We start from the raw sequence: 18,710 nt of genomic DNA, 5'->3' as shown, positions 1-18,710 counted from the left end.
ACACCTACAACCACCACCGCTGCCACACCGCACTCGGAGGCAAGCCCCCGATCAGCCGCGTCAACAACGCTGCGGGTCAATACAGCTAGGGCGTGGGGTGCGGCGCGGGCGGGGTTCAGGAGGTGCGGACCGCGATCGCGTGGACGACGAGGGTTCCGGGGGGCCGGCCGCTGTCGTGCCCGTCGCTCGCGCAGGTGACCAGACGCAGCGCGGCCGTACCGTCGTCGCGGAGCAGGGCCTGCGCGGGAAGGGAGCGCCGGGGGACGTGCTCGACCCGGGTGACGGTGAAGCGGGCACGGCTGCCGTCCCCGCGGGTGACGACCACGGTGTCGGTGGGGCGCACGTCGTGGAGGTCGTGGAACACCGCGCGTCCGCGTCCGCCGTCGTCGTGGCCGACGATCACGGAGGTGCCGTGGTCGCCGGGGGCGGCGCTGCGGTCGTACCAGCCGGCGTAGCGGCCCTGCTCGGCGGCGGGGGTCTGGAGGGTGCCGTCGTCGGTCACCCCGAGGTCGACGACGCGGGCGTGCACGCCGGCGCTGGGGATGTCGATGCGTAGGGGCGTGTGCCCGCCGGGGTCGGAGGCGCGGACCGGCGTGCTGCCGTGGACCACGGCGACCGCGTCGCCCCGCCCCCCGTGGGCGACCGCCCAGCCGGTCGTGGCGGCGGCGACGGCGAGGAGGGCGAGGGCGAGGACGTTGATACGACGGTGCGTCATCCGCATCGGCCGCTCACCTGGGGCGGACGGCGTACAGGACGCCGCGGACGCCCACCGCCAGCAGCAGCACGCCGGCCAGCGCGGGTCCGGCCAGGTCCGGGACGCCGGGCACGCCCGCCGTCCTGGCCGCGCACACCGCGAGGACCGCGAGCACGGCGAACGCCGCGCGCCTGGCGACGGCGGCGGTCCGGGCCGGGACGGTCCGGACGGTGGTGGCGGAGGCGGCACAGGCGGCGGACATGGGTCGGGGTCCTTCGGTCCTTCGGGCGACGGCGGTACGGACGTCGTGGCCGGCCGCCGGGCGACGGACGGCCGGCCACGGTCCCCACCGTACGGAGTCCGGGGGTGCCGGGGCCTCCCCCGCCGGACCGGTTCCGTATCCGCCGGAAGTATGGTCCCGGGTTCGGGCCTTGCGCCCGTAGGAGGACGCCGGGCAGGCTCGGCGGATGATCGCCACCTTGCAGTGCACCGTGATCGACTGCCCGGACCCGGCCGCGCTGGGCAGCTTCTACCGGGGCGTCCTGGGCTGGTCCCTGGACACCGCGGACCCCTCGTGGGTGACCCTGACGTCCCCTGACGGTGCCCGGATCGCCTTCCAGGAGGTGCCCTTCCACCGGCCGCCGCGCTGGCCGGACCCGGAGCACCCGCAGCAGTTCCACCTGGACTTCGACGTCCCCACCCGCGCCGACGTGGAGCGCGCCCACGAGGAGGTCGTGGCGCTGGGCGCCACCTTCCTGCACGACAGCGGCGGCGAGCGCAGCGGCTTCCGGGTCTTCGCCGACCCCGCCGGGCACCCGTTCTGCCTCTGCTACGGGCAGGCCCCGGGGCCGGCCGTCACGGGATGAGCGGCGGCCGGGTGTCGGTGGCCGCTTGTACGGTGTCACCGTGACCGCCGCCAAGGGCGGACCCGGCCGAGGGGGGACGGCATGGACGCGGGGAACACGACGTACGAGCCGGTCGAGCGCGACCCGGACCCCGCGTCGGTGCGCCGGGTCACCTTCGTGCCGTTCCTGCCGGGCGGCCTGGTGGGCGCGGTACGCGGCGCGGACGGGGTGGTGCGCCTGCCGTCCGGCGAGGTGCTGCCCGGTGAGGACTGGATCCTCGACACCGCCGCACGGGTCCCGCTGGAGACCGCCGGGTACTACCGGCAGCGGGTGCACCCCTTCGCCTGGGACGCGGGGCAACAACGGCTCTACGCCTGGCTGGACGGGGACCGCTACCGGGGCCGGCGGCCGCACGCCGCCGACGCGGACCTCGTCGTGGCCGAGGCCGCCGCGATCGCGGACCTGCTGCCCGCCGGGGCCGAGCGGCATGCCGTGCTGGACGCGGCGCGTTCCTTCCGGGAGCAGGACGACATCTCGTACTTCGCCGACAACCTGCGCCTGTTGGAGCCCGCCTACCTGCGGGCGACCACGCCCGAGGGCGGATCCGGCTTCGGACGGGAGCCGGAGCAGTGGCGGGCGCGGCGCTCGATGGTGGTGGAGGCGCTCCACAAGGACGGCACGTTCCTCGACCTCGGCTGCGCCAACGGGCTGCTGATGGAGTCGGTGCGGCGGTGGGCGGCGGAGCGGGGCCGGGTGGTCGAGCCCTACGGCGTGGACCTCGCCCCGCGCCTGGTGGAGCTGGCCCGGCGCCGGCTGCCGCGGTGGGCCGGGCGGATATCGGTGGGCAACGCGCTGGACTGGCGGCCGCCCGACGGCGGGCGGTTCACCTTCGTGCACGCCCTCGCCGACTGCGTGCCCGAACGCCGGCTGGGCGACCTGGTGCGCCGGCTGACGGCGGAGCTCGTGGAACCCGGCGGGCGGCTGCTGCTCAGTGTCTACCAGGCGGAGGGCGGCACCGCACCGACCGCCGCCGAACGGCTGACCGCACTCGGCGTGCCGGTGGCCGGCTCCGCGACCGGCACGGGGCCGGAACGCACGGCGACAACGGCCTGGGTCGACGCGTAGGCTCGAAGGGTCGTACCCGCTTGGGGAGGCGCCGTGACCGAGCCGTCGTCCAGCCCTGTCGAGCACGGCTTCCCGCACCTGGAACAGGTGCGGGCCGCGCTGACCGCGCTCTACCGGCGGCTGTCGTACGACACGGTGAGCCGCTTCCCGGCTAGCGTGCGCCCGGAGGCGGTGGCGTTCCCCGCGGACGAGAACCTCCACCTCGGCGCGCAGCGGGTCGCGCGGGCCATCGTGCAGCACTTCCGGCTGCCGGAGGCCCGCATGGTGGTCGCCTTCCGGGACATGGTGCACGCGGGCAACGTGGAACTGGCCGCCGGGCCCGAGTACTTCGTGGAGCTGCACGACCGCTTCCGGGACGACCGGCGCGACGTGGGGGCGGTGCTGGCGCACGAGGTGATGCACGTCTACCTGCACCGGCTCGGACTGAGGTTCCCCGGGGCGTGGGAGAACGAGATCCTGACCGACACCGCCACGACCTACCTGGGCGCGGGCTGGCTGCTGCTGGACTCCTACCGCGAGGAGCCGGTGCTCTTCGGGGGCCGGGCGACCACGGCCGTGTCCAAACTGGGCTACCTCACCCCGGAGGAGTTCGGCTACGTCCTGGCCAAGCGGGCGCAGGCCTTCGGCGACGACGTCGAGCCGTGGCTCACCAGCCCGCGGGCCCGGGACGCCTACCGGGCCGGGCAGGAGGTCGCCGAGGCGGATCTGCGTCATCCGCCGATGGTCGCCTGCGGCTGGGTGGGCCGCCGCCGGTACGCCCGCGACCGGCGGCGCGGCGGCGCGTACCCGGCCGCCGGCTACGCCTTCGAGGGTGCCGGCCCCCAGCGGGTCTCCTTCCCCTGCCCCGTGTGCCACCAGCGGATCCGGGTGCCGGTGCGGGGCCGGGTGAAGGCGCGGTGCCGGCTGTGCCGCACCGTGCTGGAGTGCGACACCTGACGCCGCGGGCCGGCACGTGCTCACCCGGGTCAGCCGGTGGGCGGCGCGGCCTCCCGCAGGAAGGCGATGCGCAGCCGGATGCCGTTCGTTGCGACGGTGCGGTGTCGGACCATGGCGGCCGGGTCAGGGGTGCCGCGCGGTGCGAGGGGCGGGCTGCGCGGGGCCCACGCCGGACGGGGCGCGTTCACGCACGTCGGTCACGCACGTCGGTCACGCACGTCGGTCACGCACGTCCTTGGATCCTCACGGGGTGACGATCGGGAAGTCCTGGTCGGCGGCGTCCAGCAGTCCGACGAGGGTCGCGACCACCTTGAGGTCCCCCTCGTGGTCGACGCCCTCGAAGCGGCCGCCCGCGAGGAGCCGGTGCAGCTCGGGCCGGGTGAGGGTGAGCGTCAGGTCGGCGTGCCGGACGGCGGGACGCCCGTCCTGGGTGGAGAAGTAGGTGAGGGCGCCGTTGGAGAGGGTCAGGTGCCAGGTGCGGTGCTCGTCGGTGAGGCGCCAGTCGATGGTCAGGTGGACGTCCCACGCCTTGGGGCCGTTGACGCGGATGGCGAGGGAGTCGATGAGCTGGTCGACGGTGAGGGCGGCCATCACGTCCGGGTTGGCGATGACGACCGGGGTCGGGGAGATGCCCTCCCGCAGTTCCTGGGCGCCCATCAGGTAGAAGTTGCGCCAGGGGCCGTTCTCGCAGCCGTGCCCCAGGCGCTCGTAGAGCAGGGCCAGTTCCTCCGTCGCGACGGCGTGCCCGGGGTCGGCGAAGACGGCGTGGCCCAGCAGGGTGACGGCGAAGCGCAGGTCGCCCGCGTCGGCGTACTCCCTGGCCTTGGCGACGGTGGCGTCGGTTCCGCCGAGGCAGTCCACGTAGCGGCGCGCCTCCGCCGCCGGGGGATGCTGCCACAGGTGGGCCGGGTTCCCGTCGAACCAGCCCATGTAGCGCTGGTAGACGGCCTTCACGTTGTGGCTGAGGGAGCCGTAGTAGCCGCGGTTGGCGTCGAGCCGTTCCAGGGCGGGCGGCAGGGTCAGTTCCTCGGCGATCTCGCTGCCGGTCAGGCCCCGGTTGACCAGCCGCAGGGTCTGGTCGTGCAGGTAGGCGTACAGGTCGCGCTGGTGGGAGAGCAGCCGGTGGATGCCCTCGCGGCTCCAGGTCGGCCAGTGGTGGGAGGCGATGGCGACGTCGGAGGCGTTGCCGAAGAGGACGAGGGCCTCGTTCAGGTAGTGCGCCCACAGCCGTGCGTCGCGGACCTGCGCGCCGCGCAGGGTCAGGACGTTGTGCATGGTGTGGGTGGCGTTCTCCGCCATGCACAGCACCCGCTTGGCGGGGAAGTGGAAGTTCATCTCGGCGGGCGCCTCGGCCCCGGGGGTGAGCTGGAAGATGATCCGGACTCCGTCGATCGTCTCGTCCTGGCCGGTCCGGGTGACGTGCACGGTGGGCGGGATCAGGGTGACGGTGCCGGTGGAGGCGGTCTGGCCGAGGCCGCATCCGATCTGCCCGGCCGGGCCCTTGGGCAGTTCGGAGCCGTACATGTAGACGGCGCGGCGGGTCATGGCGACCCCGGCGTCGACGCTCTCGCCCGCCGCGTGCTCCAGGAAGCCGGCCGGGGCGAGGACGGGCACCGGGTCGTGGCCGTGCGGCAGGACACCGCGGGCGCCGCCGAAGTGGTCGACGTGCGAGTGGCTGTAGATGAGGGCGGTGACGGGCCGGTCGCCCCGGTGCTCGCGGTAGAGGGCGAGGGCGGCGGCCGCGCACTCGGTGGAGCGGAGGGGGTCGATGACGACGACCCCGCGGTCCCCCTCCACGAGGGTCATGTTCGACAGGTCGAGGCCGCGTACCTGGTAGATGCCCTCGACGACCTCGAACAGGCCCTGCTTGGAGGCGAGCCGGCTCTGCCGCCACAGGCCCGGGTGCGCCGTGTCGGGGCACGGGCCCTGCAGGAAGGAGTACGCGTCGCCGTCCCAGACCACCCGGCCGTCGCCGTCGGTGACGCGGCCGGGGGTCAGGGCACCGAGGAATCCCCGGTCGGCGTCGGCGAAGTCCGTCGAGTCCTCGGTTGCGCCGGGTGCGAGAGCCGTCATGACGACACAATGTCAGCGTTTCGCCCGGATTGTCACGCTCATGTGCGCCACCAGCGGCGCAGTACCTCCTCCGCGGCTTTTCCGTGCGGGCTGTACGCGAGCCGGGCCGGGGTCTCCCCGCTGTCCGGCCAGTCGTCCCACATCCACCAGCACACCCCCGCCCACCAGCGCTCGCCGTCCAGCGCCGAGAGCAGCGCCTGGTAGGCGGCGGCCTGTTCGGCCTCCCCCGGCCGCCGGCTGACGGTCCACGAGTACGGCGCCGCGGTCGTCCCGCGCTGGCTGACGTAGCCCGCCTCGGTGAACAGCACGCGGCGGTGGTGCCGGGCCGAGTAGGCGGACAGCTCGCCGATGACGGGCCGCCAGGCGGCGCGCAGCCGGCCGGCGTCGGTGGTGGGGCGGTCGGCCAGCGGCCAGTAGGCGTCGACGCCGATCAGGTCGAGGGCGCCCCAGAAGGGGACGTGTGCGTACTCGTCGTAGTTGGCGGCGTAGACCAGCGGGCCGTCGTAGCGTTCCCGTACGGCACGGATCACCGCCCGCCAGCGCGCGCCGTCCCGTGAGGTGCCGGCCAGTTCGGTGCCGACGGCGAACTGCTCGACGCCGAGTGCGCCCGCCAGTTCCGCGTAGTGGCCGATGAAGCGGGTGTAGGCGGCGAACCAGGCGTCGGGGTCGGCCGGGGTGATGCCCGCGCGGTCGCCGCCGCCGGTGAGGTCGACGTGCGGCTTGAGCAGCACCTTCAGCCCGGCGGCGTGGGCCTGCCGGACGATCCGCCGCAGGCTCGTGTCACTCGCGGTCTCCCCGGTGGTGCGCATCGCGGAGTCGTGGACCCCGGACTGGTACCAGGTGGGGGTGAAGGACACCCACCGCGCGCCGGTGTCGGCGATGCCGCGCAGGTAGCGCCCGGCGGCGGGGCTGTCGTAGTCCTCCGCCGCCCATGAGGGCAGCGCGATGCCGCGGACCCGGTCGCCCGCGCCGGTCCCGGGGCCTTGGTGCGACCGGTCGTCGGGGCGGTCCGCGGGCCGGGCGCCGACGGTGGTGCAGCCGGCGGTCAGGGCGAGGACCGCCGCCGCGACGGTCGCGGCGGCGGTCCTCCCGAGCAGGGTCATCCGGCGGTCGCGGGGCTGACGAAGGTGTAGCCCAGGGCGCGGATGCCCTCGACCGTCTCCTTGAGCGGCTGGACCGGGTAGTAGGGGTGGTAGAAGAAGCTGGCGAAGCCGTCGCGGACGGCGAGGTTCGCCTTGGCCGAGGCGATCAGGTCGGCCGGCAGGCGTGCCGGGTGGTTGTTGTAGGCCTCGGGCTCGTAGTTGCCGATGTTCTCGGGCAGCACCTTGGTGCCGTACACGTCCTTGACGACGTACGGGAAGAACTGCCCGATGAAGCGGTTGGGGTCGGCCGTGCCGCCGCCGAGGGTGCCGGCGAAGTACAGCGAACGCTCCAGGCGCGCGGTGTAGTTCTGGGCGAAGACCTTGTAGTCGGTGGCGGAGGCCGCGTAGTGCGGGGTGGTCCACAGTCTGGGCACCGGGAGGCCGGCGAGGGCGAACTGGGCCAGGCCCAGGGTGACCCGGGTCTGCGCCCACAGCGCGGAGTCGCCGGTGACGGGGCCGTCGTAGACCACGTTGTCGGAGGCGTCGACGTGGGCCCGGTAGAACTCGAAGTCGTCGCCGGTGACGCCGTTGTAGGGGTTGGCGGTGTTCCCGTGCTGGTGGGTGTAGCCGTGGTTCATCAGGACGGCGCCGTGCTGGAGCATGTACTTCAGGGTGGAGACCAGCTGCGGCCGCTGCGCCAGGGTGACGGTCTCCGGCTGCCCGTTGTTGTAGGTGCCGTTGGGGTCGGTGTAGACGGGGATGACGTTGATGCCGTACGGGATCTGCTCCGCGGCGAGGTAGTCGGCGATGGACCGCAGTTCGGCGGGGTCGGAGTTGGGGCTGATGTCCTCCAGCCGCATCATGGCCCGGTGCCGCTCGGCGGTGCCGGGGGCGAGGGAGTCGAAGAGCAGGTCCTCGAAGGCGATGACGCGGTCGCTCTCGGAGACGTAGGCGAAGGGGATCTCACCGACGTAGGTGAGGTTGCCCGACCGCACCGCCCACGGGAAGTCGGTGCCGGTGCTGGTGTCGCGGGCGGTGGCCAGCTGCGTCACCGCCGGGTAGCCGGGCCCCGACATGACGGCGGGCCGCAGCACGCCGCCGTCCTGGCCGGCCGGGATCTTCCGGGTGAGGGTCTGGTCCTTGTACGTCACCTGCGTGACGGTGCCGACGCTGCCGTTCGCCTCGAAGTACGACGCGGTGGGGTCCCAGCCGTACTTGTCCTGGAACTGGGTGACGCCCGTCGCGTTGGCCAGCGACCAGATGTTGTCGGCGAGCCAGGTCACCGGGCGCGTGGTGGTGACCACGTCCTGGTAGAAGGCGGCGGGGACGGCGTCGGGGACGCTCCCGCCGTAGTAGGTGGAGCCGATGTAGTAGGTGGCCGTGTACTGGTCGACCATGCCCGCGGTGTACTGCGCGACGGGCTTGGCGGTCACGGTCCCGAAGTGGCCGGCGAGGTTGGCGGTGGCCATGGCGTAGAGCTCGCCGAGGTGCCCGTAGGGGCCGGCGGTGTCGTACAGGACGAGCGCGGTGGTGCCCGCGTCGGCTGCCGCCGCGGTCCGCGCGGGCCTGGCGGCCAGCGGGGCGCGCGCGCCGGTCAGGTCGCGGTCGGCCCGTGGCGGCCGGATTCCGCCGCGGACCGGGCCCTTGGCGCGCCGGTCGCGGTCGGCGGCGCGCTGGGCCTTTGCCCAGCCGGTGAAGTCCACCTTCCCCAGGCCGGCGCGGCCGCCCGGGAGTCCGCCGTGGTGGCGGTGGTCCCCCTTGCCGGCCGGGCCGCGCCCCGCGGCGCCGCCCGCCGGGGCGGACAGGAATGCGGCCCCGAGCAGGGCCGCGATGAGCATGACGATGACGGAGACCCGGGACTTCCCGGACCTCCCGATGCGGGATTGCATGTTTCCCCCCATTGCACCTACGGAACAGGCCGCCGATTGTTCAGAGCGGCAATGCCCGCTGTCAACCCGATCATCGGATTCGCTTCTCGTTCGATTATCCATTCAGCCGCGGAAACCGAAGCCCCCGGAAGGGTGAATTTCTCTTTCGGCGCACGCCCGGGAGCTGGGGCGATGCACAACGCGCCCTGCCTGCCACCTCAGGCTTCACCTGGAGGCCGATGATCATCAAAAAGTATCTGCTAACTTCCTGCCCTGGAGTTCCGGGCCGCCTTTCGCACCGGAACACATTGGGGGGACTCACTCATGTACGGAAGGCCCGCACTGGGCACAATGCTGCCGCTGGCCGGTATGGCCACGGCTTCGAGGTCCGTTCCTGGCATTCCGTTCGCCAGGGGTTTACAAATAGCGGCAGGAATGGGCTTCCTGCTGTATTGCTTGATCGCATTCGGTCTGATAGCGGCGAGACTCTGGCTCCGCCGGCCCTCGGCCCGTGCGGCGGCGGCCGGCCGCCCCTCCGGGGGCGGGTCATGACCGGCCAGTTCGCGTTGTGGGCCGCGACCGCGCTGATCGTGCTGGCCGGGACCTACAACACCACGCTGTTCCTGCTCTCCCGGCGGCACATCCGCCGGGTCCGCCGGCCGGGGCGGCAGCGCTTCTACGTCTTCCTGCTCGCCTGCCTCAACGAGGAGAAGGTCCTCGCCGAGAGCCTGGCCCGGATCACCTCGCTGCCCGCGGACAGCTTCGTGGCGCTGGTCGTCGACGACGGCTCCGACGACCGTACGGCCGAGGTCGCCAGGGCCGCCGACAGCTCCCGGGTCTGGCTCTACCAGCGCCGCCTCCCCGACGCCCGGCGCGGCAAGGGCGCGGCGCTCAACGCGGGCGTGCGCCACCTGCGGGCCGCCGGGCTGCTCGGCCACCGCTCCCCCGAGGACGTCGTCATCTGCGTCGTCGACGCCGACGGCCGGCTCGACCCGCACACCCTCCAGGCCGTCGACCCGTACTTCGACGACCCGGCCACCGGCGCCGTCCAGATCGGCGTCCGCATGTACAACCGGCACCTGGGTCTGCTGGCCCGGCTGCAGGACATGGAGTTCGTCGTCTACGGCGACGTCTTCCAGAGCGCCCGGCGCTTCCTGGGCAGCGTCGGCATGGGCGGCAACGGGCAGTTCATGCGGCTGTCCGCGCTCGACACCCTCGGCGGCGAGGGTCCCTGGAGCGACAGCCTGACCGAGGACCTCGACCTCGGGGTCCGGCTGATCGCCCGCGGCTGGCGCAACCAGTACTGCACCACCGCCGCCGTCTCCCAGCAGGCCGTCCTCGACGTACGGCGGCTGGTGCGGCAGCGCTCCCGCTGGTTCCAGGGCCACCTCCAGTCCGCGAACCTGGTGCCGCTGATCCTGCGCGAGGTGGCCTCCCGCCCGGCCCTGGACCTGCTCTACCACCTGTCCAGCCCGGTGCTGATCCTGCTGACCTCGCTGCTGCCGCTCTCCTTCCTGATCGCCGTGGCCGGCACCGTCGCCGCCTCGTTCCAGGAGGGCCGGCCGCTGGTCTCGCCGATGTGGCTGCTCGGCCCGTACCTGCTCTCCTTCACCGCGGCCTACGTCTACGGCTTCGTCTACGCCAAGCGCGAGCGCACGCTCGGGCTGGTGCGCTCCGTCCTGGTGGCGCACGCCTTCATCCTCTACGGCTACATCTGGTTCGCCGCCGGCTGGTGGGGCCTGTGGCGGATGCTCACCGGCAAGCGCACCTGGCTGAAGACCGCGCGCACCTGACGGCCCGTACTCCTTCTCCAGCCGATCACCTGCACCACCGTCCCAGGGGGGAACCATGTCCGCTTACCCAGTCGAATTGCCCGAAGTGCCGGGAACCATCCGGGCGATGCTCGTCCTCGGCACCCGGCCCGAGGTGATCAAACTGGCCCCGGTGGCCCGCGCCATGGCGGCCTCGCGGCATTTCGAGCCGATCGTGGTCACCACCGGGCAGCACCGCGAGATGCTCCACCAGATGCTGGACCTGCTGCAGGTGCCGGCCAAGGCCGGCCTCGACGTGATGCGCGAGCGCCAGCAGCTCTCGGAGCTGACGGCCCGTCTGGTCGAGGGGCTCGGCGAGGTCATCAGGAACGACCGCCCGGACCTGGTGATCGTCCAGGGCGACACCACGACCGCGCTGGCCGGTGCGCTGGCCGCCTTCTACGAGCGGGTCCCGGTCGCCCACGTCGAGGCGGGGCTGCGCACCGGGGTCCTCGACAACCCCTTCCCCGAGGAGCTCAACCGCCGGCTGATCGGGCGGATGGCCCGCTGGCACTTCGCCCCTACCCCGCGGGCCGCCGCCCACCTGCTCGCCGAAGGCACCCCCGACACGCAGGTGTTCACCACCGGCAACACGGTCATCGACAACCTGCTGTGGGTACTCGGCGAGGGCGTCGGCCGCAGTGCCTTCCCCGGCACCGGCCGCCGCCGGGTGCTGCTCACCCTGCACCGCCGGGAGAACCAGGGCGAGCGGATGCGCGCCATGGGCCGCGCGCTGCGCCGGCTCGGCCAGCGCGGTGACGTGGAGATCCTGCTGCCGCTGCACAAGAGCCCGGCCGTACGGGACGCGCTGCTGCCCGAACTGACCGGCCACCACGCCGTCCACGTCGTCGAGCCGCTGGGCTACCCCGACTTCGCGGCCACCCTCGCCGACTGTGAGCTCGTCCTCACCGACTCCGGCGGCATCCAGGAGGAGGCCCCGAGCCTGGGCAAGCCCGCGTTGGTGCTGCGTACGACGACCGAGCGGCCGGAGGCCGTGGAGGCGGGCGCGGCCCGGCTGATCGGCACCGACCCCGAGGCGATCCTGACGGCCGCGGGCCGGCTGCTGGACGACCCCGCCGAGTACCACCGGATGGCGACCGCGGGCAATCCCTTCGGCGACGGACGGGCGGCCGAACGCGTCCTCGCCCAGCTGGCCGAGGACTTCGGGGAGGACGTGCCGACCGCGCTCTCCTCCGCGGTCCCGCCGCCCCGCGCCCCGGAGCCCTCCCCCGCGGCATGACCACCGCCCTGAGGTCCTCCGCCTCCGGGCCCCTCCGTCCCTCGCGACGGAGGGGCCCGCGGTCCGCCGGACTGGTGCTCGCGCTGCTGCTGGTGGTGGGTGTCGCGGTGTACGCCTGCCAGGGGCGCGGGAGCGCCGGGCCCGGCTGGACGGACGGCACGGTGCACGGGCCCTGGCGGTCGGTGTACGACGGCTACGGCGACAACCGCGGGGACGCCACGTCGCTGCTGCTCACCCCGGGCCTGGCGGACCGGCCGGACGTCACCCACGCGGGTCTGGTGGTCTCCACCGCGGAGTACGGGGACCTGGTGTACGCGGCGCGCACCCGGACGCTCCGTCAGCTGCGCACCCCGCGCCCCAACCCGTGGGAGGTGCCGTGGCTGGTCTGGGCGTACCGCGATCCGCAGCACTTCTACTACGTCGCCCTCAAGCCCAACGGCTGGGAGCTGGGCAAGCGCGACCCGGCGTACCCGGGCGGCCAGCGCTTCCTGGCCACCGGCCCGACGCCGTTCCCCACCGGGCACGGGTACCGGATCGAGGTGGAGCAGCGCGGCCCCGCGCTCACGATCACGGTCGACAAGCGCTTCCTGACCTCGTTCACGGACGCCGAACGCCCGTACACCCGCGGCGCCGTGGGCGCCTACACCGAGGACGCCCGGGTGGAGTTCCGCGACATGGCAGTGCGGCGCCTGCCCCCGGTCGGGTGAGGGCAGGCGCCGCGTTCCGTTCCGTACGCCCTTGTACGGGACGTCTCAGGGGTGACGGGGGGTCAGACCGTCAGCGGGCGATCCGTGGGACGGATCGGGGCCGGCAGGGTGCTCGCGCCGGTGAGGTAGTGGTCCACCGCGCGGGCCGCGGAACGGCCCTCGGCGATGGCCCACACGATCAGTGATTGGCCGCGGCCGCTGTCACCGGCGACGAAGACCCCGTCCACGTTGGTGGCGAAGTCCTTGTCGCGGGCGATGTTGCCGCGGGCGTCGAGCTCCAGACCGAGCTGCCCGACCAGGCCGTTGCCCTGGTCGGTACCGGTGAAGCCCATGGCGAGGGTGACCAGTTCGGCCGGGATGACCTTCTCGGTGCCGGGCTGCGGCACGAACTTCCCGTCCTGGAACTCGACCTCGACCAGGTGCAGCGCCTTGACGTTGCCGTCCTCGTCGCCCTCGAACCGCATGGTGTTGACGGCGTAGACCCGCTCGCCGCCCTCCTCGTGGGCGGAGGTGACCTTGTACGTCATCGGCATGGTCGGCCAGGGCTGGTGCGCCGGGCGGTCGTCCGTCGGCCGCGGCATGATCTCCAGCTGGGTGACCGAGCGGGCGCCCTGGCGGTGCGCGGTGCCGACGCAGTCGGCCCCGGTGTCGCCACCGCCGATGACGACGACGTGCTTGCCCTCGGCGGACACCGGCGGGGTGACGTAGTCGCCCTCCTGCACCTTGTTGGCGAGCGGCAGGTACTCCATGGCCTGGTGGACGCCGCCGAGTTCGCGTCCCTCGACGGGCAGGTCGCGCCACTGGGTGGCACCGGCGGCGATGACCACGGCGTCGTAGCGCTTGCGCAGCTTGGCGCCGTCCATGTCGCGGCCGATCTCCACACCGGTGCGGAACTTGGTGCCCTCCGCGCGCATCTGCTCGATGCGGCGGTTGATGTGCCGCTTCTCCATCTTGAACTCGGGGATGCCGTAGCGCAGCAGACCGCCGATGCGGTCGGCCCGCTCGTACACCGCGACCGTGTGGCCGGCCCGGGTCAGCTGCTGCGCGGCGGCGAGGCCCGCCGGGCCGGAGCCGATGACGGCGACGGTCTTGCCGGAGAGCCGGTCCGGGGGCTGCGGGGTGACGTCCCCGCTGTCCCAGGCCCTGTCGATGATGGTGACCTCGACGTTCTTGATGGTCACCGCCGGCTGGTTGATGCCGAGCACGCAGGCGGACTCGCAGGGGGCCGGGCAGAGGCGGCCGGTGAACTCCGGGAAGTTGTTGGTCGCGTGCAGGCGCTCGCTGGCGGCCTTCCAGTCCTCGCGGTAGGCGTAGTCGTTCCACTCGGGGATCAGGTTCCCCAGCGGACAGCCGTTGTGGCAGAAGGGGATGCCGCAGTCCATGCAGCGTCCGGCCTGCTTGGAGATGATCGGCAGCAGGCCGCCGGGAACGTAGACCTCGTTCCAGTCCTGCTTGCGCTGCTCGACCGGGCGGGTCGGAGCGGTCTCGCGGGGCGTGGTGAGGAAGCCCTTCGGGTCAGCCATTTGCCGCCTCCATCATCTTCGCGACGGTCTCGGACTCGGAGAGCCCGGCTTGCTCGGCGGCGTTCTTGGCGGCGAGCACTGCCTTGTAGTCCCGCGGCATGACCTTGCCGAAGCGGGTGAGGGTGCGGCCCCAGTCGCCGAGCAGCCGCTCGGCGACGGTGGAGCCGGTCTCCTCCTGGTGGCGGCGCACCACGTCGTGCAGCCACTTGATGTCGTCGGCGTCCAGTTCCTCGACGTCGACCATGCCGGTGTTGACGTTGTCCGGGTCGAGGTCGAGGACGTACGCGATGCCGCCGGACATGCCGGCCGCGAAGTTGCGGCCCGTCGGGCCGAGGACGAGCGCGCGGCCGCCGGTCATGTACTCGCAGCCGTGGTCGCCCACGCCCTCGGACACGACGGTGGCGCCGGAGTTGCGGACGCAGAAGCGCTCGCCGGTGGTGCCGCGCAGGAAGAGCTCGCCGCCGGTGGCGCCGTAGGCGATGGTGTTGCCGGCGATGGTCGAGTACTCGGCCAGGTGGTCGGCGCCCCGGTCCGGACGGATGATCACCCGGCCGCCGGACAGGCCCTTGCCGACGTAGTCGTTGGCGTCGCCCTCCAGGCGGAGCGTGATGCCCTTGGGGAGGAAGGCGCCGAAGGACTGGCCCGCGGAACCGGTGAGGGTGATGTCGACGGTGTCGTCGGGCAGGCCCGCGCCGCCGTACTTCTTCGTCACCTCGTGGCCGAGCATGGTGCCGACCGTGCGGTTGACGTTGCGGACGGCGATCTGGGCGCGGACCGGGTCGCCGTTGTCGAGGGCGTCCTTGGCGAGCGCGATCAGCTCGTTGTCGAGCGCCTTCGCCAGGCCGTGGTCCTGGTCGGTGGTGCGGTGCATGGCCGCGCCCTCGGGCAGCTCGGGCACGTGGAAGAGCGGGGCCAGGTCCAGGCCCTGCGCCTTCCAGTGGTCGACCGCCGCGGTGGTGTCGATCAGCTCGGCGTGCCCGACGGCCTCCTCGAGCGAGCGGAAGCCCAGCTCGGCCAGGAGCTCGCGAACCTCCTGCGCGATGAACTCGAAGAAGTTCACCACGTACTCGGCCTTGCCGGAGAAGCGGTCGCGCAGCACCGGGTTCTGGGTGGCGATGCCGACCGGACAGGTGTCCAGGTGGCACACCCGCATCATCACGCAGCCGGAGACCACCAGCGGCGCGGTGGCGAAACCGAACTCCTCGGCGCCCAGCAGGGCGGCGATGACGACGTCGCGGCCGGTCTTGAGCTGGCCGTCGGTCTGCACCACGATGCGGTCGCGCAGGCCGTTGAGCAGCAGCGTCTGCTGGGTCTCGGCCAGGCCCAGCTCCCAGGGGCCGCCCGCGTGCTTCAGCGAGGTCAGCGGGGAGGCGCCGGTGCCGCCGTCGTGGCCGGAGATCAGCACGACGTCGGCGTGGGCCTTGGAGACGCCCGCCGCGACCGTGCCGACGCCGACCTCGGAGACCAGCTTCACGTGGATGCGGGCGGCCGGGTTGGCGTTCTTCAGGTCGTGGATCAGCTGCGCCAGATCCTCGATCGAGTAGATGTCGTGGTGCGGCGGCGGGGAGATCAGGCCGACGCCGGGGGTGCTGTGCCGGGTGCCGGCGATCCACGGGTAGACCTTGTGGCCGGGCAGCTGACCGCCCTCGCCGGGCTTGGCGCCCTGGGCCATCTTGATCTGGATGTCGTCCGCGTTGACCAGGTACTCCGAGGTCACGCCGAAGCGGCCGGAGGCCACCTGCTTGATCGCGGAGCGGCGCGCCGGATCGTACAGGCGGTCCGGGTCCTCGCCGCCCTCGCCGGTGTTGGACTTGCCGCCCAGCTGGTTCATGGCGATGGCCAGCGTCTCGTGCGCCTCGCGCGAGATGGAGCCGTACGACATGGCGCCGGTGGAGAAGCGCTTGACGATCTCGGAGACCGGCTCGACCTCGTCGACCGCGATGGGCGCGCGCTCGCCGTCCCTGAGCCGGAACAGGCCGCGCAGCGTCATCAGGCGCTCGGACTGCTCGTTCACCCGGTCCGTGTACTGCTTGAAGATGTCGTAGCGGCGCGAGCGGGTGGCGTGCTGCAGCCGGAAGACCGTCTCCGGGTCGAACAGGTGCGGCTCGCCCTCGCGGCGCCACTGGTACTCGCCGCCGATCTCCAGGCGGCGGTGCGCCGGGGCGATGCCGGAGGCGGGGTAGGCCTTGGCGTGCCGGGCGGCGACCTCTTTGGCGACCACGTCGAGACCGGCGCCGCCGATCTTGGTGGTGGTGCCGTGGAAGTAGGTGTCGACGAAGTCGGTGTCCAGGCCGATCGCCTCGAAGACCTGGGCGCCGCGGTAGGAGGCGACGGTGGAGATGCCCATCTTGGACATCACCTTCAGCACGCCCTTGCCCAGCGCCTTGATCAGGTTCCTGATGGCCGCCTCGGGCTCGACGCCCGAGATGAAGGTGCCCGCGCGCAGCAGGTCCTCGACCGACTCCATCGCCAGGTACGGGTTGACCGCCGCGGCGCCGTAGCCGATGAGCAGCGCGACGTGGTGCACCTCGCGGACGTCGCCGGCCTCGACCAGCAGGCCCACCTGGGTGCGCTGCTTGGTGCGGATCAGGTGGTGGTGGACGGCCGAGGTGAGCAGCAGCGACGGGATCGGCGCGTGCTCGGCGTCCGAGTGCCGGTCGGAGAGCACGATCAGCCGGGCACCGTCCTCGATGGCGGCGTCCGCCTCGGCGCAGATCTCGGTGAGCCGCGCGGCCAGCGCCTCCCCGCCGCCGGAGACCCGGTACAGACCCGACAGGGTCGCGGCCTTGAGGCCCGGCAGGTCGCCGTCGGCGTTGATGTGGATGAGCTTGGCCAGCTCGTCGTTGTCGATCACCGGGAACGGCAGGGTGATGGTGCGGCAGGAGGCCGGGGAGGGCTCCAGCAGGTTGCCGGACGGGCCGACGGCGCTGATCAGCGAGGTGACGAGCTCCTCGCGGATGGCGTCCAGCGGCGGGTTGGTGACCTGCGCGAACAGCTGCGTGAAGTAGTCGAAGAGCAGCCGGGGCCGCTCGGAGAGCGCCGCGATCGGGGAGTCGGTGCCCATGGAGCCCAGCGGCTCGCCGCCGGTCTTGGCCATCGGCGCCAGGATGATCCGCAGCTCCTCCTCGGTGTAGCCGAAGGTCTGCTGGCGGCGGGTGACCGAGGCGTGGGTGTGCACGATGTGCTCGCGCTCGGGCAGGTCCTTGAGGTGGATCAGGCCGGCGTCCAGCCACTCCGCGTAGGGGTGCTCCGCGGCGAGCTGCGCCTTGATCTCGTCGTCCTCGATGATCCGGTGCCCGACCGTGTCGACCAGGAACATCTTCCCGGGCTGCAGCCGGCCCTTGCGGACCACCCGGTCCGGGGCGATGTCGTGCAGCACGCCGGACTCGGAGGCGAGCACGACCAGGCCGTCGTCGGTGACCCAGTAGCGGCCGGGCCGCAGGCCGTTGCGGTCCAGGACGGCGCCGACGACCGAACCGTCGGTGAAGGTGACGCAGGCCGGGCCGTCCCAGGGCTCCATCAGGGTGGAGTGGTACTGGTAGAAGGCCCGCCGGGCCGGGTCCATGGAGTCGTGGTTCTCCCACGCCTCGGGGATCATCATCAGCACGCTGTGCGGCAGCGAGCGGCCACCGAGGTGGAGCAGCTCCAGCACCTCGTCGAAGGTCGCCGTGTCGGAGGCGTCCGGGGTGCAGACCGGGAAGATCCGCTCCAGGTCCCCGTCGAAGAGGCCCGAGGCGAGCTGCGACTCGCGGGCGCGCATCCAGTTGCGGTTGCCCTTGACGGTGTTGATCTCACCGTTGTGGGCGACGAAGCGGTACGGGTGCGCCAGCGGCCAGCTGGGGAAGGTGTTGGTGGAGAAACGCGAGTGCACCAGGGCGATCGCGGTGGCGATGCGCTCGTCGGACAGGTCCGGGAAGAAGGGCTCCAGCTGGCCGGTGGTCAGCATCCCCTTGTAGACCAGCGTGCGGGCCGACAGCGACGGGAAGTAGACGTCCGCCTCGCGCTCGGCGCGCTTGCGGAGCACGAAGGCCGGGCGGTCGAGGGCGGTCCCGGCCCTCCCGGCGCCCTGGGCGTCCGCCACGAAGAGCTGGGCGAAGTGCGGCATCGTCGAGCGGGCGGTGGCGCCCAGGCTCGCGGGGTCGGTCGGCACCTCGCGCCAGCCGAGGACGGCGAGGCCCTCCTCGGCGGCCAGCCGCTCGATGGACTCGACGGCCTTGCGGCGGTCCTCGTCCTCGACGGGCAAAAAGGCCGTGCCGACCGCGTAGTGGCCGGCGGCGGGCAGCTCGAATCCGGCGACCGCCCTCAGGAACGCGTCCGGGACCTGCATCAGGATGCCGGCGCCGTCGCCGGAGTCCGGCTCGGAGCCGGTGGCCCCGCGGTGCTCCAGGTTGCGCAGCACGGTCAGGGCCTGCTCCACGAGCGCGTGGTCCGCCTCACCGGTGAGGGTGGCCACGAAGCCGACGCCACAGGCGTCGTGCTCGTTGCGGGGGTCGTACATCCCCTGGGCGGCGGGACGGCCGTCCATGTGGGACCGGCCGGAACCGGAGCCGCCGGCGGCCTGGGGGTGCGTGGACGCGGAACGCATCGGCTCTCCCGTCGTCGTCATCTGGCATATGACATGCGCACTAGGGACGACGTTGGCCCTCTGCGATTTCGTGCAGGTTACATGATGGCCGGATGGCCGAAAAGTGGATAGCCAGTTCCATCATGTGGACTGAGCAGCGCTACGAGCAGGCAGTTTTTGGGCCAGCATCGCTCACGTGAGACGCAGGCGACTCTGCCCACGGCGCCACAGACTGATGCCCT

14 protein-coding genes are annotated in these 18,710 nt (G+C 72.6%); 6 read left to right on the top strand and 8 right to left on the bottom strand.

Annotation, left to right across the window (positions count from 1 at the left end; all coding sequences use genetic code 11):
* Positions 1 to 115: 115 nt before the first annotated feature.
* Positions 116 to 715: a sortase domain-containing protein gene (locus ACZ7MY_RS34630; protein WP_499607977.1), complete on the bottom strand. Its 600-nt coding sequence runs from the start codon at positions 713 to 715 to the stop codon at positions 116 to 118.
* A gap of 13 nt (positions 716 to 728) precedes the next feature.
* Positions 729 to 956: a hypothetical protein gene (locus tag ACZ7MY_RS34625; protein ID WP_499607976.1), complete on the bottom strand. Its 228-nt coding sequence runs from the start codon at positions 954 to 956 to the stop codon at positions 729 to 731.
* A gap of 205 nt (positions 957 to 1,161) precedes the next feature.
* On the opposite strand from ACZ7MY_RS34625, the gene ACZ7MY_RS34620 reads away from it, so the two are divergent.
* From ACZ7MY_RS34620 to ACZ7MY_RS34610, 3 genes are all read left to right on the top strand, one after another.
* Entirely contained in the window at positions 1,162 to 1,560 is a 399-nt protein-coding gene (locus ACZ7MY_RS34620) for a VOC family protein (protein WP_499607975.1), read from the top strand.
* Positions 1,561 to 1,641: 81 nt separating this feature from the next.
* A complete protein-coding gene (locus ACZ7MY_RS34615) occupies positions 1,642 to 2,664 on the top strand; it encodes a class I SAM-dependent methyltransferase (protein WP_499607972.1) in 1,023 nt (340 codons plus the stop codon).
* Between the two features lie 33 nt (positions 2,665 to 2,697).
* Complete coding sequence (locus tag ACZ7MY_RS34610; protein WP_499607970.1) at positions 2,698 to 3,600, top strand: hypothetical protein; 903 nt, start codon at positions 2,698 to 2,700, stop codon at positions 3,598 to 3,600.
* Between the two features lie 29 nt (positions 3,601 to 3,629).
* On the opposite strand, the gene ACZ7MY_RS34605 is transcribed toward ACZ7MY_RS34610, so the two are convergent.
* Genes ACZ7MY_RS34605 through ACZ7MY_RS34590 form a run of 4 tightly spaced genes read right to left on the bottom strand, consistent with a single transcriptional unit; the run spans position 3,630 to position 8,644 of the window.
* A complete protein-coding gene (locus ACZ7MY_RS34605) occupies positions 3,630 to 3,788 on the bottom strand; it encodes a hypothetical protein (RefSeq protein WP_499607968.1) in 159 nt (52 codons plus the stop codon).
* 55 nt (positions 3,789 to 3,843) lie between these two features.
* A complete protein-coding gene (locus ACZ7MY_RS34600) occupies positions 3,844 to 5,673 on the bottom strand; it encodes an alkyl/aryl-sulfatase (protein WP_499607967.1) in 1,830 nt (609 codons plus the stop codon).
* A 38-nt stretch (positions 5,674 to 5,711) separates the two neighbouring features.
* The gene (locus tag ACZ7MY_RS34595; protein ID WP_499607965.1) at positions 5,712 to 6,776 is read right to left on the bottom strand and encodes a glycoside hydrolase family 113; all 1,065 of its coding nucleotides are present in this window, start codon (positions 6,774 to 6,776) and stop codon (positions 5,712 to 5,714) included.
* Positions 6,773 to 8,644: a DUF2334 domain-containing protein gene (locus tag ACZ7MY_RS34590; RefSeq protein WP_499607963.1), complete on the bottom strand. Its 1,872-nt coding sequence runs from the start codon at positions 8,642 to 8,644 to the stop codon at positions 6,773 to 6,775. Before ACZ7MY_RS34590 ends, ACZ7MY_RS34595 begins: the two co-directional genes overlap by 4 nt.
* A 527-nt stretch (positions 8,645 to 9,171) precedes the next feature.
* On the opposite strand from ACZ7MY_RS34590, the gene ACZ7MY_RS34585 reads away from it, so the two are divergent.
* The 3 genes from ACZ7MY_RS34585 to ACZ7MY_RS34575 are packed head-to-tail and all read left to right on the top strand — an operon-like array spanning position 9,172 to position 12,381.
* Complete coding sequence (locus ACZ7MY_RS34585) at positions 9,172 to 10,416, top strand: glycosyltransferase family 2 protein (RefSeq protein ID WP_499607961.1); 1,245 nt, start codon at positions 9,172 to 9,174, stop codon at positions 10,414 to 10,416.
* 55 nt (positions 10,417 to 10,471) lie between these two features.
* Positions 10,472 to 11,674, top strand: a complete 1,203-nt coding sequence (wecB, locus tag ACZ7MY_RS34580) for a non-hydrolyzing UDP-N-acetylglucosamine 2-epimerase (protein ID WP_499607959.1) — start codon at positions 10,472 to 10,474, stop codon at positions 11,672 to 11,674.
* A complete protein-coding gene (locus ACZ7MY_RS34575) occupies positions 11,671 to 12,381 on the top strand; it encodes a calcium-binding protein (protein ID WP_499607956.1) in 711 nt (236 codons plus the stop codon). Before wecB ends, ACZ7MY_RS34575 begins: the two co-directional genes overlap by 4 nt.
* Positions 12,382 to 12,443: 62 nt before the next feature.
* Here the strand turns inward: ACZ7MY_RS34575 and ACZ7MY_RS34570 are convergent, their stop codons facing one another.
* Together ACZ7MY_RS34570 and gltB are read right to left on the bottom strand one after the other, a co-directional pair.
* Positions 12,444 to 13,904: a glutamate synthase subunit beta gene (locus tag ACZ7MY_RS34570; RefSeq protein ID WP_499607953.1), complete on the bottom strand. Its 1,461-nt coding sequence runs from the start codon at positions 13,902 to 13,904 to the stop codon at positions 12,444 to 12,446.
* Positions 13,897 to 18,489, bottom strand: a complete 4,593-nt coding sequence (gltB, locus tag ACZ7MY_RS34565; protein WP_499607999.1) for a glutamate synthase large subunit — start codon at positions 18,487 to 18,489, stop codon at positions 13,897 to 13,899. Before gltB ends, ACZ7MY_RS34570 begins: the two co-directional genes overlap by 8 nt.
* Positions 18,490 to 18,710 lie beyond the last annotated feature (221 nt).

The sequence above is a fragment of the Streptomyces sp. NPDC111520 genome (assembly GCF_055635295.1).
Note: the sequence above shows the minus strand (reverse complement) of the source record. Positions and strands in the feature narration are given on the sequence as shown.

Coding starts and splice junctions, on each gene's coding strand:
- wecB (WP_499607959.1), top strand. CDS start 10,472: ATGTCCGCTTACCCAGTCGAATTGCCCGAAGTGCCGGGAACCATCCGG.
- ACZ7MY_RS34615 (WP_499607972.1), top strand. CDS start 1,642: ATGGACGCGGGGAACACGACGTACGAGCCGGTCGAGCGCGACCCGGAC.
- gltB (WP_499607999.1), bottom strand. CDS start 18,489: ATGCGTTCCGCGTCCACGCACCCCCAGGCCGCCGGCGGCTCCGGTTCC.
- ACZ7MY_RS34595 (WP_499607965.1), bottom strand. CDS start 6,776: ATGACCCTGCTCGGGAGGACCGCCGCCGCGACCGTCGCGGCGGCGGTC.
- ACZ7MY_RS34575 (WP_499607956.1), top strand. CDS start 11,671: ATGACCACCGCCCTGAGGTCCTCCGCCTCCGGGCCCCTCCGTCCCTCG.
- ACZ7MY_RS34590 (WP_499607963.1), bottom strand. CDS start 8,644: ATGCAATCCCGCATCGGGAGGTCCGGGAAGTCCCGGGTCTCCGTCATC.
- ACZ7MY_RS34600 (WP_499607967.1), bottom strand. CDS start 5,673: ATGACGGCTCTCGCACCCGGCGCAACCGAGGACTCGACGGACTTCGCC.
- ACZ7MY_RS34620 (WP_499607975.1), top strand. CDS start 1,162: ATGATCGCCACCTTGCAGTGCACCGTGATCGACTGCCCGGACCCGGCC.
- ACZ7MY_RS34630 (WP_499607977.1), bottom strand. CDS start 715: ATGACGCACCGTCGTATCAACGTCCTCGCCCTCGCCCTCCTCGCCGTC.
- ACZ7MY_RS34625 (WP_499607976.1), bottom strand. CDS start 956: ATGTCCGCCGCCTGTGCCGCCTCCGCCACCACCGTCCGGACCGTCCCG.
- ACZ7MY_RS34585 (WP_499607961.1), top strand. CDS start 9,172: ATGACCGGCCAGTTCGCGTTGTGGGCCGCGACCGCGCTGATCGTGCTG.
- ACZ7MY_RS34570 (WP_499607953.1), bottom strand. CDS start 13,904: ATGGCTGACCCGAAGGGCTTCCTCACCACGCCCCGCGAGACCGCTCCG.